12 protein-coding genes are annotated in these 13,742 nt (G+C 62.9%); 3 read left to right on the top strand and 9 right to left on the bottom strand.

Annotated elements, in window-relative coordinates; genetic code table 11:
- Positions 1-26 precede the first annotated feature (26 nt).
- The 3 genes from ATY76_RS28935 to ATY76_RS28925 are packed head-to-tail and all read left to right on the top strand — an operon-like array spanning position 27 to position 3,590.
- Positions 27-1,577, top strand: a complete 1,551-nt coding sequence (locus ATY76_RS28935; RefSeq protein WP_088678090.1) for a sugar ABC transporter ATP-binding protein — start codon at positions 27-29, stop codon at positions 1,575-1,577.
- Positions 1,567-2,586, top strand: coding sequence for an ABC transporter permease (locus ATY76_RS28930; protein WP_088678089.1), 1,020 nt, complete (start codon positions 1,567-1,569; stop codon positions 2,584-2,586). The genes ATY76_RS28935 and ATY76_RS28930 overlap by 11 nt, the downstream gene beginning before the upstream one ends.
- A 2-nt stretch (positions 2,587-2,588) precedes the next feature.
- Entirely contained in the window at positions 2,589-3,590 is a 1,002-nt protein-coding gene (locus tag ATY76_RS28925) for an ABC transporter permease (RefSeq protein ID WP_088678088.1), read from the top strand.
- 24 nt (positions 3,591-3,614) lie between these two features.
- On the opposite strand, the gene glpK is transcribed toward ATY76_RS28925, so the two are convergent.
- The 9 genes from glpK to ATY76_RS28880 form a co-directional block, all read right to left on the bottom strand.
- A complete protein-coding gene (gene glpK / locus ATY76_RS28920; protein WP_088678087.1) occupies positions 3,615-5,117 on the bottom strand; it encodes a glycerol kinase GlpK in 1,503 nt (500 codons plus the stop codon).
- A 149-nt stretch (positions 5,118-5,266) separates the two neighbouring features.
- Positions 5,267-6,988, bottom strand: coding sequence for an ABC transporter substrate-binding protein (locus ATY76_RS28915; RefSeq protein WP_088678086.1), 1,722 nt, complete (start codon positions 6,986-6,988; stop codon positions 5,267-5,269).
- Positions 6,989-7,067: 79 nt separating this feature from the next.
- A complete protein-coding gene (locus ATY76_RS28910; protein WP_088678085.1) occupies positions 7,068-7,349 on the bottom strand; it encodes a DUF2160 domain-containing protein in 282 nt (93 codons plus the stop codon).
- Between the two features lie 13 nt (positions 7,350-7,362).
- The gene (locus tag ATY76_RS28905) at positions 7,363-8,184 is read right to left on the bottom strand and encodes a carbohydrate ABC transporter permease (RefSeq protein ID WP_010027958.1); all 822 of its coding nucleotides are present in this window, start codon (positions 8,182-8,184) and stop codon (positions 7,363-7,365) included.
- A 14-nt stretch (positions 8,185-8,198) separates the two neighbouring features.
- A complete protein-coding gene (locus ATY76_RS28900; protein ID WP_088678084.1) occupies positions 8,199-9,062 on the bottom strand; it encodes a sugar ABC transporter permease in 864 nt (287 codons plus the stop codon).
- 3 nt (positions 9,063-9,065) lie between these two features.
- Entirely contained in the window at positions 9,066-10,136 is a 1,071-nt protein-coding gene (locus ATY76_RS28895) for an ABC transporter ATP-binding protein (protein WP_088678083.1), read from the bottom strand.
- A gap of 9 nt (positions 10,137-10,145) precedes the next feature.
- Positions 10,146-11,243, bottom strand: coding sequence for an ABC transporter ATP-binding protein (locus tag ATY76_RS28890; RefSeq protein WP_088678082.1), 1,098 nt, complete (start codon positions 11,241-11,243; stop codon positions 10,146-10,148).
- Positions 11,244-11,285: 42 nt separating this feature from the next.
- Positions 11,286-12,800, bottom strand: coding sequence for a glycerol-3-phosphate dehydrogenase (glpD, locus tag ATY76_RS28885; RefSeq protein WP_088678081.1), 1,515 nt, complete (start codon positions 12,798-12,800; stop codon positions 11,286-11,288).
- A gap of 111 nt (positions 12,801-12,911) precedes the next feature.
- Positions 12,912-13,685 carry a DeoR/GlpR family DNA-binding transcription regulator gene (locus ATY76_RS28880; RefSeq protein WP_088678080.1) on the bottom strand — a complete coding sequence of 258 codons (774 nt, stop codon included), beginning with the start codon at positions 13,683-13,685 and terminating at the stop codon, positions 12,912-12,914.
- Between the last annotated feature and the right edge of the window lie 57 nt (positions 13,686-13,742).

The raw sequence follows: 13,742 nt of genomic DNA, 5'->3' as shown, positions 1-13,742 counted from the left end.
CGGGGCATGACGACCGGAGAGATCCTATGACGGCCATTTCGCTGACGCCGCCGGCAAGGGCGCGCGACGACATCATCCGCTTCGAAGGCATCGTCAAGCGCTTCGGCGGCGCGCAGGCGCTGGCCGGCGCGTCGCTGTTCGTCAAGCGCGGCACGATCCACGGTCTTGTCGGCCAGAACGGTGCCGGCAAATCGACGCTGATCAAGCTGCTTGCCGGTCTTCACCAGCCGGATGACGGCCGGATCGAGATCGAAGGGCGGACATTCGACAGGCTGACGCCGCATCTCGCCGAAGAGCTGGGCATCCACTTCATTCACCAGGACCGGCTGCTGGTGCCGACCTTCACCGCCGGCGAGGCCCTGTTCCTCGGGCGGGAACCGCGCATATCGGGCACGCCCTTTCTCGACCGGCGGCTGATGCAGCGCCGCGCCTCCAATATTCTCAACGATTATTTCGGCCTCCGCCTGCCGAACACCGCCCTGATCGGCGAATTGTCGACCGCCGAAAAGCAGATCGTGCAGATCACCCGCGCCCTCCTCAACCAGCCGAAGGTTCTGGTCTTCGACGAGCCGACGGCCGCGCTGGTGGCGCGCGAGGCCGATATCCTGTTCCGGCTGATCCGCCGCCTGCGCGATGAAGGCGTGACCATCATCTACATCTCGCATTATCTCAACGAAATCGAGGAGCTCTGCGATCACGTCACCGTGCTGCGCAACGGGCTCACCGTCGCTTCCGTGCCTATCGGAGAGACCTCGGCTTCCGCGATCGCCCGGCTGATGGTCGAGCGCGATATCAAGGAGATGTTTCCGAAGCCGCAGGTCACATCAGGTGAGGAAATCCTCAAGGTCGAGCAATTGTCGTCGCCGGGGAAATACACCGACGTCAGCTTCTCGCTGCGCCGCGGCGAAGTGCTCGGACTCACCGGCCTACTCGGCTCCGGCGCCAAGGAGCTGGTGCGTACCCTCTTCGGGCTCGAGAGGTCGGCGTCCGGCCGCATCGAGATCAATGGCAAAGCTGCCCGTTTCACCAATCCAAAGCAGGCGGCTGGCCACGAGATCGCGCTGGTGCCGGAGGATCGGCGCCGCCATGGCATCGCGCTCGACCTCAGCGTTGCGGAAAATACCAGCCTTTCCAGCCTCGCCCGGTTCACGCGTTTCGGCTTTCTCGATCGCAAGCGCGAGCGGCGCGAAATCGATGCCCTGATCACCCGGCTGCAGGTGAAGACCAGCGGCCGGAATGCGCTTCTGCGGACGCTCTCGGGCGGCAACCAGCAGAAGGTGGCCATCGCCAAGTGGCTGAGCCGCCACTCCGAGATCTATCTCCTCGACGAGCCGACGGTCGGTGTCGATATCGGCTCCAAGGTCGAAATCTATAGGCTGATCGGCGAGCTTGCGGCGCGGGGTGCGGCCGTCATCGTGCTGTCCTCGGACCTGCCCGAACTCGTCGGCATCACCGATCGCATCCTCGTGCTCTTCCGCGGCCGCGTGGCGCGGGAATTCATATCGTCTGAGACCACGGCGGATGCCGTGCTGGCGGAATCGACCGGATCGTTAGAGGGCAAGCGCCATGTCGGCTGAAGTGGAATTCGCACCTGCCGGGTTTTCGGCGATAGAACCGCCGTCCCAGCCGGCCGGCAACATCGCCGCTGGCGTCTTGCGCTTCGGATCCTTGATCGCTTTTGCGGCCATTCTGATCATCTTCTCGCTCACCGCGCCCTATTTCTTGAGCGTCGGCAATATCGGCAACGTGCTCGGCCAATCCGCCATATCGGGCGTGCTGGCCATCGGGCTGACGGTCGTTCTGGTTGCCGGCGGCTCCAATGTCGTCACCGGCGGCATCGACCTGTCGCTGGCGGCCAATATGGGCCTCAGCGCCGCCGTCTATGCCAGCCTGACACAGCTCGGCTACGGCGACGCGACGGCCATCACTGCCTCAATCCTGACCGGAGCGCTGATCGGCACGGTCAATGCCGTTGCCGTCGTCTATGCCGGCATCGTGCCGCTTCTTGCCACGCTTGCGGTGATGAACGTCGTCGCCGGGCTGGAACTGGTGCTGACCCAGAATACCGTCCTGCCGGCCTCCACGCCGTTCCTCTCGGCGCTTTCGGGCTCCGATCCCTTCGGCCTGCCGGTGCTCGCCTATGTGCTCATCGGCTTCACGGCAATCGCTACGGCGATCATTCAATATACGCCGCTCGGCCTACGTCTTTATGCCGTCGGCGAATTCCCGGATGCGGCGCGCGCCGCCGGCCTGCCGCTTCGCCGGCTGCTCGCTGGTGCCTTCGTCGCCAGCGGCATATCCGGCGGCATCGCCGGCATCCTGTCCGTCTCCTATCTGAGCGGCAGCACGACCGGCTCCGGCGAGATGCTGTTGCCAGTCGTCGTGATCGCCCTGCTCGGCTCGGTCTTTTCACGCCGGCTGGTTCCGACGGTCACCGGCACATTCCTCTCGGCCCTGCTGGTCGGCTTCCTGACCAATGGCTTCCAGCTGCTCAATATTTCGAGCACGCTGGTCAGCGGCGTCCAGGGCGTGCTCATTCTGATCGTGGTCTCCGCGACCACGCTGTTGCGCCGGCAGGAGGCCTGATCATGTCGCTCCAGACTTCGACGCCCGCCGCCGCCAACCTGCCCCACCTGATCGGCGCCGGCGCACTGCGCTACGGGCTGATCCTCGCGCTCGTGGCGGTGTCCGCGATCTTCTCGGCGGCAACGCCGACATTCCTGACGCCAGCGAACCTCCAGAGCATCCTGGTCAACAATTTCACGCTGCTCGCCATCGTCTCCATCGCCATGACCTTCGCCGTCTCGTCGGGCGGCATCGATCTCTCTGTGGGAACGGCGATGGATTTTGCGAGCTTCGCCTTCGTCTCCCTCGTGCTTGCCGGACAGCCGGTGGCAGTTGCCGCCTTTGCCGGATTGGCGGCCGGGGCGCTCGTCGGCGCCTTCAACGCGCTGCTGATATCAGGGATCGGTGTGTCGCCGTTCCTTGCCACGCTCGGCACGCTGTTCATCGGCCGCAGCGTCCAGCAATTGCTGACCAATGGCGGCAATCCAGTCTACCTACCGCCGAGCGGCGTGCCCGAGGCTTTCCGTTTTCTCGGCCATGGCACGATCGCCGGCTTCCCCGTGCCGCTTGCGGCCGCCATCGCGATCATCGCAGCCGCAGCGGTCGTCTTTGCCCGCACCCGCTTCGGCCGCGTCATTCTCTCGATCGGCATTCAGCCGGCGGTCGTGCGCTATTCCGGCATTGGAACATCCGCCCATATCGCCGTGACCTTCATCATCGTCGGCTTGATCGCAGCCGTCGCCGGGCTGATCCTGACGGCGACAGTCACCGTCTATATCCCGTCCTCCGGCAATGCCTTCCTGCTGAATGCCATCGGCGCCACTTTCATCGGCACGACGCTCAGCCCGCTCGGGCGGCCGAATGTCGGCGGCACCGTGCTTGGTGTCCTGCTGCTCAGCATCGTCGCCAACGGGCTGCTGCTGACCGATCTGAATTTCTACTGGCAGCAGGTCGGCACGGGCACGCTGATCTTCGCGGTTCTCGCGCTCAGCTTCATCAACAGGAAAGCCGCCGGCCGCGCGTAAAGCGAGCCACATACAGGGAATGCGTCAGCCGGCCGAGGCGTCCGAGATCATGCGCGATACGGCATTCTTCCAGCCGATGATCTTCCCCTGCCGCTCGGTCTCTTCCATCGCGGGGCTGAAGCGGCGGTCGCAAGCCCAGGCCTTGGCAAATTCGCGCTTGCCGGGCCAGATGCCGGCTTTCGATCCGGCAAGCCAGGCGGCGCCGAGCGCCGTCGTCTCGCGGATCGCCGAGCGGTCGACGGGATTTCCCGTAATGTCGGCCAGGCACTGCATCGTCCAATCCGAAGCCGCCATGCCGCCATCGACGCGCAGCACCGTTTCCAGCTGGTTGGCGCCCCAGTCCTTTTTCATCGCCACCAGCAGGTCGAGCGTCTGGTAGGCGACGGATTCGAGCACGGCGCGGGCAAATTCCGCCGGGCCGCTGTTTCGCGTCAGGCCGAAGATCGCGCCGCGCGCGGCCGGATCCCAATAGGGCGCGCCGAGGCCGGTGAAGGCAGGAACGATATAGACCTGCTGCCCGGGATCGGCCTTGGTCGCCAGAATCCCGGCTTCGGAGGCCTGATTGATGATGCCGAGACCGTCGCGCAGCCATTGCACGGCGGCACCGGCGATGAAGATCGAGCCTTCGAGCGCATAGGTCGTCTCGCCGTCGAGCCGGCAGGCGATCGTCGTCAGCATCCGGTTGGAAGAGGAAACACGGTCCCTGCCGGTATTGAGCAGCGCAAAACAGCCGGTGCCGTAGGTGGATTTCATCATGCCGGGCTCGAAGCAGGCATTGCCCACGGCCGCCGCCTGCTGGTCTCCGGCCACACCGAGGATCGGGAGGGCAGCGCCGAACAGCGCCTCGTCGACCCGGCCGAAATCATCGGCGCATTCCCTCACCTCGGGAAGCATGACCGCGGGGATGCCGAGAATGCCGAGAAGCTCCTCGTCCCATGCGCCATCATCGATATTGTAGAGCAGCGTCCGCGACGCATTGGTCGCATCGGTGGCATGCACGCGACCATCAGTCAGCTTGTAGATCAGCCAGCTGTCGATCGTGCCGAAACAGACTTCGCCCGCCTCCGCCTTCTCGCGCAGGCCATCGACATTATCGAGCAGCCAGCGCAACTTCGTTCCGGAGAAATAGGGGTCGAGCAGCAGGCCGGTCTTGGCGCTGAACAGTTTTTCATATCCGTCGGCCTTCAGGCTATCGCACATTTCGGCCGTACGCCTGTCCTGCCAGACGATCGCGCGATGAAGCGGTGTTCCGGAGCGGCGGTCCCAGACGACTGCCGTCTCGCGCTGATTGGTGATGCCGATCGCGGCGATTGCGGCGGCGTTCAAGCCGGCATCGGCGATTGCCCCGCGCACGGTATCGATGACGGACTGCCAGATTTCGGCGGCGTCGTGCTCCACCCAGCCGGGCTGCGGATAATATTGGGTGATCTCCGCCTGCGCCGAGCCGGCCATTTTCATGTCGCCATCGAAGATGATGGCGCGCGAAGATGTCGTGCCCTGGTCGATCGAAAGAATATAGCCGCTCATATCCGTCTCCGGCTCACGCGAAACCGCTCCGCCTGCCGGAAACGGCAAGACGCGGACATCTCATGAGAAAGATTGTGGGGTGCCACCGGCCTGCAGCCGGTGGCGGGAAGTGATGGCCGGAAGCCTCGTCGCTTCCGGCCGGGTCCGCCTTACTTCTGCCAGCTCTTGACGAGTTCGTCGTAGTTGACGGTAAGCGGCTTTTCCTTCTCGTTCTCGATCTTCAGCTGCGGCGCAAGGTTGCCCTTCTTCACCGCATCCGCGTTCCAATAAGCGAGATCATGCTCTTCGGCGAGTTTCGGGCCGATATCGCCCTGGACCTTCGCCCGTTCCAGGCGCTGGAGCACCTTTTCCTGCTCGGAGCACAGCGAGTCCATCGCTTCCTGCGCCGTCTTCGCGCCGGAAGAGGCGTCGCCGATCGCCTGCCACCAAAGCTGTGCCAGCTTCGGATAGTCGGGAACGTTCGTACCGGTCGGCGACCACTGCAGGCGGGCCGGCGAACGGTAGAATTCGACGAGGCCGCCGAGCTTCGGCGCGCGGTCGGTGAAGGACTTATGATCAAGCGTGGACTGGCGGATGAAAGTCAAGCCGACATGGCTCTTCTTCACGTCGACAGTCTTGGAGGTGACGAACTGGGCATAGAGCCAGGCCGCCTTGGCGCGATCGTCGGGCGTGGACTTCATCAGCGTCCAGGAACCGGCGTCCTGATAGCCGAGCTTCATGCCGTCCTTCCAGTAGACGCCGTGCGGGCTCGGTGCGAAACGCCATTTGGGCGTACCGTCGGCATTGACGACCGGCAGGCCTTCCTTGACGAAATCGGCGGTGAAGGCCGTATAGGTGAACATCTGCTGGGCGACTTCACCCTGAGACGGGACCGGGCCGGATTCGGAGAAGGTCATGCCCTGGGCGGCTGCCGGCGCATAGGCCTTCATCCAGTCCAGATATTTCTGGATGGAGTAGACTGCGGCCGGGCCGTTGGTATCGCCGCCGCGTGCGACGCACGAACCAACAGGACGGGAGTTCTCGTCGACCTTGATACCCCATTCGTCGACCGGCTTGCCGTTCGGGATGCCCTTATCGCCGTTGCCGGCCATCGACAGCCAGGCGTCGGTAAAGCGCCAGCCGAGCGACGGGTCCTTTTTGCCGTAGTCCATGTGGCCATAGACCTTCTTGCCGTCGATCTCGCGGCCGGTGAAGAACTCGGCAATATCCTCATAGGCAGACCAGTTGACCGGCACGCCGAGATCGTAACCGTACTTCGCCTTGAAGTCGGCCTTGTTCTTCTCGTCGTTGAACCAGTCGTAGCGGAACCAGTAGAGGTTCGCGAACTGCTGGTCGGGCAGCTGGTAGAGCTTGCCGTCAGGCGCCGTGGTGAAGGACTTGCCGATGAAGTCGTCAATGTCGAGACCGGGATTGGTGACATCCTTGCCTTCGTTGGCCATCCAGTCGGTCAGCGAGCGGGCCTGCTGATAGCGCCAATGGGTGCCGATCAGGTCCGAGTCGTTGATATAGGCGTCATAGATGTTTTCGCCCGACTGCATCTGCGTCTGCAGCTTTTCGACGACGTCGCCTTCGCCGATCAGGTCGTGGGTGATCTTGATGCCGGTGATGGCGGTGAAGGCCGGGGCCAGCACCTTGGATTCATATTCGTGTGTCGCGATCGTTTCGGAAACGACCTTGATGTCCATGCCGGCGAAGGGTTTCGCTGCATCGACGAACCACTGCATTTCCTTTTCCTGGTCAGCGCGGGGAAGCGTCGAGAGATCGCCGACTTCCTTGTCGAGGAAGGTCTTCGCCTCGTCCATGCCGGCATAGGCCGATGCGGTCATTGCCAGCAGCAGACCTGCTGTCGTCGTCAATAAGTGCCGTCGCATAATATCCTCCCAGGGTTTGCGATTGCAGTCACATACTCAGGCGGCCAAGGACCCCCGGCCATCTGTCTTCACTTTGCCGTCACACGTAGCGGAACACGCCGATGGCGTAGACCACGGAGATGGCAAGAGCCCACCACAGGTTGGGCCCAGCGAGCCCAAGCCATGCAAGATGAATGAAAGCGCTGCCCAGCAGCGAAACGAAGAGCCGGTCGCCGCGCGTGGTCTCGAAGCGCAGCACACCCGTGCGCGGCGAGCCGCCCGGCGAAAAATATTCCCAGACGCTCATGGCGACCAGAAGCGCCAGGATCGTCAGGAAGAACAGCGCCGTCGGCAGCGTCCAGGCCATCCAGGAAAAATTCATGACCGTCTCCTCCTCAAACGCGCCCGAGCGCGAAGCCCTTGGCGATGTAGTTGCGGACGAAATAGATGACGAGCGCGCCCGGAATGATGGTGAGCACGCCGGCCGCCGCCAGCACGCCCCAGTCCATGCCGGAGGCCGAAACCGTTCGCGTCATGATCGCCGAGATCGGCTTTGCCGCCGTCGTCGTCAGCGTGCGGGCAAGCAGCAGTTCGACCCAGGAAAACATGAAGCAAAAGAATGCCGCCACGCCGACGCCGCTTGCGATCAGCGGAATGAAGATCCTGATGAAGAAGCGCGGGAAGGAATAACCGTCGATATAGGCGGTCTCGTCGATCTCCTTCGGCACGCCGGACATGAAACCTTCGAGGATCCAGACGGCGAGCGGCACGTTGAACAGGCAGTGGGCAAGCGCCACGGCGATATGGGTGTCGATCAGGCCGAAGGCCGAATAGAGCTGGAAGAAGGGCAGCGCGAAGACCGCCGGCGGCGCCATGCGGTTGGTCAGCAGCCAGAAGAACAGATGCTTGTCGCCGAGGAAGCGGTAGCGCGAGAAGGCGTAAGCCGCCGGCAGCGCCGCAGCCACCGAAATCACCGTGTTCATCACCACGTAGATGATCGAGTTGATGTAGCCGTTATACCAGGACGGATCGGTGAAGATGACCGTGTAGTTGCGCAGCGTCGGGTTCGTCGGCCAGAGCGAGAAGGCGCCGGTGATCTCGGCGTTCTCCTTGAAGCTCATATTGACGAGCCAGTAGATCGGCAGGATCAGGAAGATGATATAGATCGTCGGGACGAGCCAGGAGAGGCTGCCTGCAGGTTTGAATTTATTGGTCATGATTGCCCTCCCCCTTAGCTCGCGTCGCTGCTGGTCATCACGGTGTAGAACACCCAGGAGAGCAGCAGGATGATGAGGAAATAGATGATCGACATTGCCGCTGCCGGGCCGAGATCGAACTGGCCGACCGCCATTTTCACAAGGTCGATGGAGAGGAAGGTCGTCGAGTTGCCGGGGCCGCCGCCGGTGACGACGAAGGGCTCGGTATAGATCATGAAACTGTCCATGAAACGCAGCAGCACGGCGATCAGCAGCACCCGCTTCATCTTCGGCAGCTGGATATAGCGGAAGACGGACCAACGCGAGGCGCCGTCGATCTTGGCCGCCTGATAATAGGCATCGGGGATTGAGACGAGGCCGGCATAGCAGAGCAGCACGACGAGGCTCGTCCAGTGCCAGACGTCCATGACGATGACGGTGACCCAGGCGTCGATCGGATCGCGGACATAGTTGTAGTCGAGGCCGATCGCTTCGAGGGTATGGCCGAGCAGGCCGATATCGACGCGCCCGAAAACCTGCCAGATCGTGCCGACGACATTCCACGGGATGAGCAGCGGCAGCGCCATCAGCACTAGGCAGACGGGAACGCCCGGCCCTGATTTCGGCATGTTGAGCGCAATGAAGATCCCGAGCGGAATTTCCAACGCCAGGATGATGAAGGAGAACAGCAGGTTGCGCTGCAGCGCTTCCCAGAAGCGGTCGGAATGCAGCGTCTGGATGAACCAGTCGGTGCCGGCCCAGAAGAATTCGTTGTTACCGAATGTATCCTGGACCGAATAGTTGACGACGGTCATCAGCGGGATGACAGCCGAAAAGGCGACGAGCAGCAGCACCGGCAACACCAGAAACCAGGCTTTGTTGTTCCAAGTCTTCTGCATGGCTCAGGCCTCCCTGCCGACACGCCAGCTGTCGGCGTAGATGCTGATGGCGGACGGATCGAAGGTGACGCGGGCATCCGCGGGGATATCGGCATCTTCGGGCACAACGATCGCGAGCGGCTGGCCGGCGAAACGGGCTCGCACGATCTTCTGCCGGCCGATGTCTTCGACCTTGCTGATCGTGACCGGCATACCCTCGCGTCCGAGACGGATGAATTCGGGGCGGATACCGAGCTCGGTTTTGACCGAGCCGGCGGTCTTCGGCGCGTAATCGAGCGTCAGCACCTCGTCCCCGACCTTGACGGCGCTGCCGTCGACGTGGGCCGGCATGACGTTCATACCGGGCGAACCGATGAAATAGCCGACGAAGGTGTGGCTCGGCCGCTCGAAGAGCTCGGCCGGCGTGCCGATCTGAACGATCTGGCCGTCATACATGACAACGACCTTCTCGGCGAAAGTCAGCGCCTCGGTCTGGTCGTGGGTGACATAGACCATGGTGAAACCGAACTGCTTGTGCAGCCGTTTCAGCTGCGAGCGCAGCACCCATTTCATGTGCGGATCGATGACGGTCAGCGGCTCGTCGAACAGGATGGCGTTGACGTCGTTGCGCACCAGCCCGCGGCCGAGCGAGATCTTCTGCTTCTGGTCGGCGGTCAGCCCCTGCGCCTTGCGTTTGGCCCAGCCGGCAAGGTCGATCATTTCGAGAATGTCGCGCACGCGCCGGTCGACATCGGCCTCGGCCACGCCGCGGTTGCGCAGGGGAAAGGCCAGATTGTCGTAAACGGTCATCGTGTCGTAGATGACGGGAAACTGGAAGACCTGGGCGATGTTGCGGCTTTGCGTCGAAAGGTTCGTCACATCCTTGCCGTCGAACAAGATGCGGCCATGCGAGGGCTGCAGCAGACCCGAGATGATGTTGAGCAGCGTGGTCTTGCCGCAGCCGGACGGACCGAGCAGCGCATAGGCGCCGCCGTCGTTCCATTCGTGGTCGACTTCCTTCAGCGAATAATCCTTCTCCGTCTGCGGATTGGCTCCGTAGGCGTGGCGGATATGGTCGAGCGTAATGCGTGCCATTGTGCTCTCCTATGCCTTTGCCGCTGCAGCGGCAGCGTGGCCGACCGTGGCGATGGCGCGGCCATCGGAGCCGAAGGCCAAGAGGTGGCGGGTGTCGAGGAAGGCCTCGATCTCCATGTCGGGATCGATGTCGTGAATGCCGTGCGCCAGCATGACCCAGCGCACGCCGTCATATTCCAGGTGAACGAAGCTCTCCGAACCGGTGATCTCGGAAACCAGCGTGCGCGCCTGCAGGCGGGCGGCGTCACCGGTCTGCGGCTTGAAGCCGAGATGATGCGGGTGAAACGCCACAGTAACCGGCCCGTCCGGCACGGCGGCCAGATGCGGGGGAACCGGAAGTGCTGCTCCGCCCTGACGCGTGAAGACATTGCCCGCTTTGGTGACGTCGAGCGTGTTCAGCGGCGGATCGGCGAAGATGCCGGCGCTGTCGAGATCGACGGGGCGCCGGTAGACGTCGATCGTCGGCCCGAACTGGGTGACCCGACCTTGGTTCAAGGTTGCCGTATTGCCGCCGAGCAGCAGCGCCTCGGAAGGTTCGGTGGTCGCATAGACGAAGATCGCACCGGACTGAGCGAAGATCTTCGGGAGTTCCTCACGCAGTTCCTCTCGCAGCTTGTAATCGAGATTGGCGAGCGGCTCGTCCATCAGCACCAGGCTGGCGTTCTTGACGAGGGCGCGCGCAAGTGCCGTGCGCTGCTGCTGGCCGCCGGAGAGATGGAGCGGCGTGCGGTCGAGATAGGGCGTGAGCTTCAGAAGCTCGGCGGCCTTGCGCACGTCGCGGTCTATCGTGGCGGCATCCTTCCCCGAGATGCGCATCGGCGAGGCGATGTTCTCATAGACGGTCAGCGCCGGGTAATTGATGAACTGCTGGTAGACCATGGCGACATTGCGCTTCTGCACCGGCATGCCGGTGACGTCGGCGCCGTCGAAATGGACGGAGCCGGCGGTCGGACGGTCGAGCCCCGCCATCAGCCGCATCAGCGACGTCTTGCCCGACAGCGTCGGCCCGAGCAGGACGTTCAGCGTGCCGCGCTCGAGGACCAGATCGGTCGGATAGATATGATAGTCCGCCCCCACCATCTTGGCGGCGTTTCGCAGTTCCAGCATTCCGATTCCCCTGCCTCCACGCAGCGGGGACCACATGCCGCCTTATCCGGCCATCGCCGGTATGGCAGCCATGTACTCCTCCAGTGACTGAGCCTGCTCCCCGGAAAGGCGCAGACCATCCTTTGTTCTCCTCCACAGCACGTCATCGGCGTGCCGGGCCCATTCATGTTCGACGAGATATCTGACTTCGGCTTCGTAAAGATCGCCGCCGAACAGCCGCCCGAGATCATCGATGCCGCGGGCATCGCCGAGCAGCGTCTCGGCCCTGGTGCCGTAGCGGCGCACCAGCCGGCGCGCATGCGGATCGGCAAGGAAGGGATAGCGGCTTTTCAGCTTGGCGACCTCGGCCTCATAACCCTTGACGGCGAAATTGCCGCCGGGCAGGTGGCTCTTCGCCGTCCAGGGAGCGCCCTTGATGCCGATCGCCGCACCGATCTTTTCCAGCGCATGTTCGGAAAGCCGGCGATAGGTGGTGAGCTTGCCGCCGAAGACGTTGAGCAGCGGTGCGGCGGCGCCCTCGCCCTCGAGCTTCAGCACGTAGTCGCGCGTCGCCTCCTGCGCCTTCGAGGCGCCGTCGTCATAAAGCGGCCGCACCGCCGAATAAGTCCAGACGATATCCTCCGGCTTGACCGGCTCCTTGAAATATTCCGACGCCGCATTGCAGAGATAGACGGTCTCCTCCTCGGAGATCCGGACGTCCTTGGGATCGGCGGTGTAATCGCGGTCGGTCGTGCCGATCAAGGTGAAGTCGCCCTCATAGGGAATGGCGAAGATGATGCGGTTGTCGGGGTTCTGGAAGAAATAGGCGCGCGGGTCGTCGAACTTCTTCTTGACGACGATATGGCTGCCCTGGACGAGGCGAACATGGCGGGCCTCGTTCTGGCCGAAGGCGGAACGGATGACGTGATCGACCCAGGGGCCGGCGGCATTGACCAGCATGCGGGCCTGATGGCTGCCGTTACGGCCGGTGACGGTATCGGTCGTCTCGATATGCCAAAGGCCGTTCTCGCGCCTTGCCGACACCACTTTGGTGCGGGGCATGATCGCGGCACCCTTGTCGGCGGCGTCGCGGGCGTTCAGCACGACCATGCGGGCATCGTCGACCCAGCCGTCGGAATATTCGAATGCTCTCGTAAACAGCGCCTTCAGCGGCTTGCCCGCGGGATCCTTGCGCATGTCCAGCACATCCGTCGCCGGCAGCAGCTTGCGACCGCCGAGGTGGTCGTAGAGGAAGAGGCCGAGCCGGATCAGCCAGGCCGGGCGGATACCGCCCTTGTGATAAGGCAATACGAAGCGCAGCGGCCAGATGATGTGCGGCGCCATCGCCCAGAGGATCTCGCGCTCCATCAGCGATTCACGCACGAGGCGGAATTCGTAATGCTCGAGATAACGCAAGCCGCCATGGATCAGCTTGGTGGCGCCGGATGAGGTGCCGGAGGCGAAATCGTTCATCTCCGCCAGCGCGACGGAATAGCCTCGCCCGACGGCATCACGCGCGATGCCGCAGCCGTTGATGCCGCCGCCAATGACGAAAATGTCGTATATCTCCCGGCCCAATTGCCCCTCCGAGCCTACTGCTGATTTCGCATCGCACAAAACTTGCGCGATTGCGAAAGTGACATCAGTTAAAACGAAAGAAATACGAATGTCAAACGAATGTTGGGAGCTCTATCGCGATCTGCTGCTCGTTTCGATCAGTTTCACATTGTTTTCGAGGCAGAGATTTCGGATCGACGGCACCGGACAGTGGTCGGTGATGAAGGTATGAACCTGGGAAAGCTGACCGATCCGGACCGGCGCGGTGCGTTCGAACTTCGTCGAATCGGCAACGAGAATGACGTGGCGGGCATTGGCGATGATCGCCTGCGCGACCTTCACCTCGCGAAAGTCATAGTCGAGAAGCGCGCCGTCGACATCGATCGCCGAGGCACCGATCACGGCATAATCGACCTTGAACTGGCGGATGAAATCGACCGCCGCTTCGCCGACGATCCCGCCGTCCGAACCGCGCACGACCCCGCCGGCGATTACCACCTCGATTGCCGGGAAGAGACGCAACCTGTTGGCAACGTTTATATTATTGGTGATCACCATCAGCTCGTGATGATTGGCGAGCGCCTCGCCCACCGCCTCGGTCGTCGTGCCGATATTGATGAAGAGCGAGGCTCCGCTCGGGATCAGCTCGACGGCCGCAACGCCGATTGCCTGCTTCTCCGAAGCGGCGATCTGGCGGCGCGCCTCGTATTTGACGTTCTCGGTTCCGCTCGGAAATGTCGCGCCGCCATGGATGCGCGTCAGCACCTGCGCATCGCAGAGATCGTTCAGATCCTTGCGGATGGTTTGCGGCGTTACCGAGAAGCGGGAGGCAAGCTCCTCGACCAGAACCCTGCCGCTCGATTTCGCGATCGCCACGATTTCAGTTTGTCGGTCGGTCAAGAACATCGGCGCCCCCTTTCGATCTGCTTTCGTTTTTAAAGAAAGCGAAGAGCGGCGCAACGT

The organism is Rhizobium sp. R339 (assembly GCF_002211395.1).
Lineage (GTDB): Bacteria > Pseudomonadota > Alphaproteobacteria > Rhizobiales > Rhizobiaceae > Rhizobium.
This window is presented reverse-complemented; position numbering and strand designations above follow the sequence as displayed.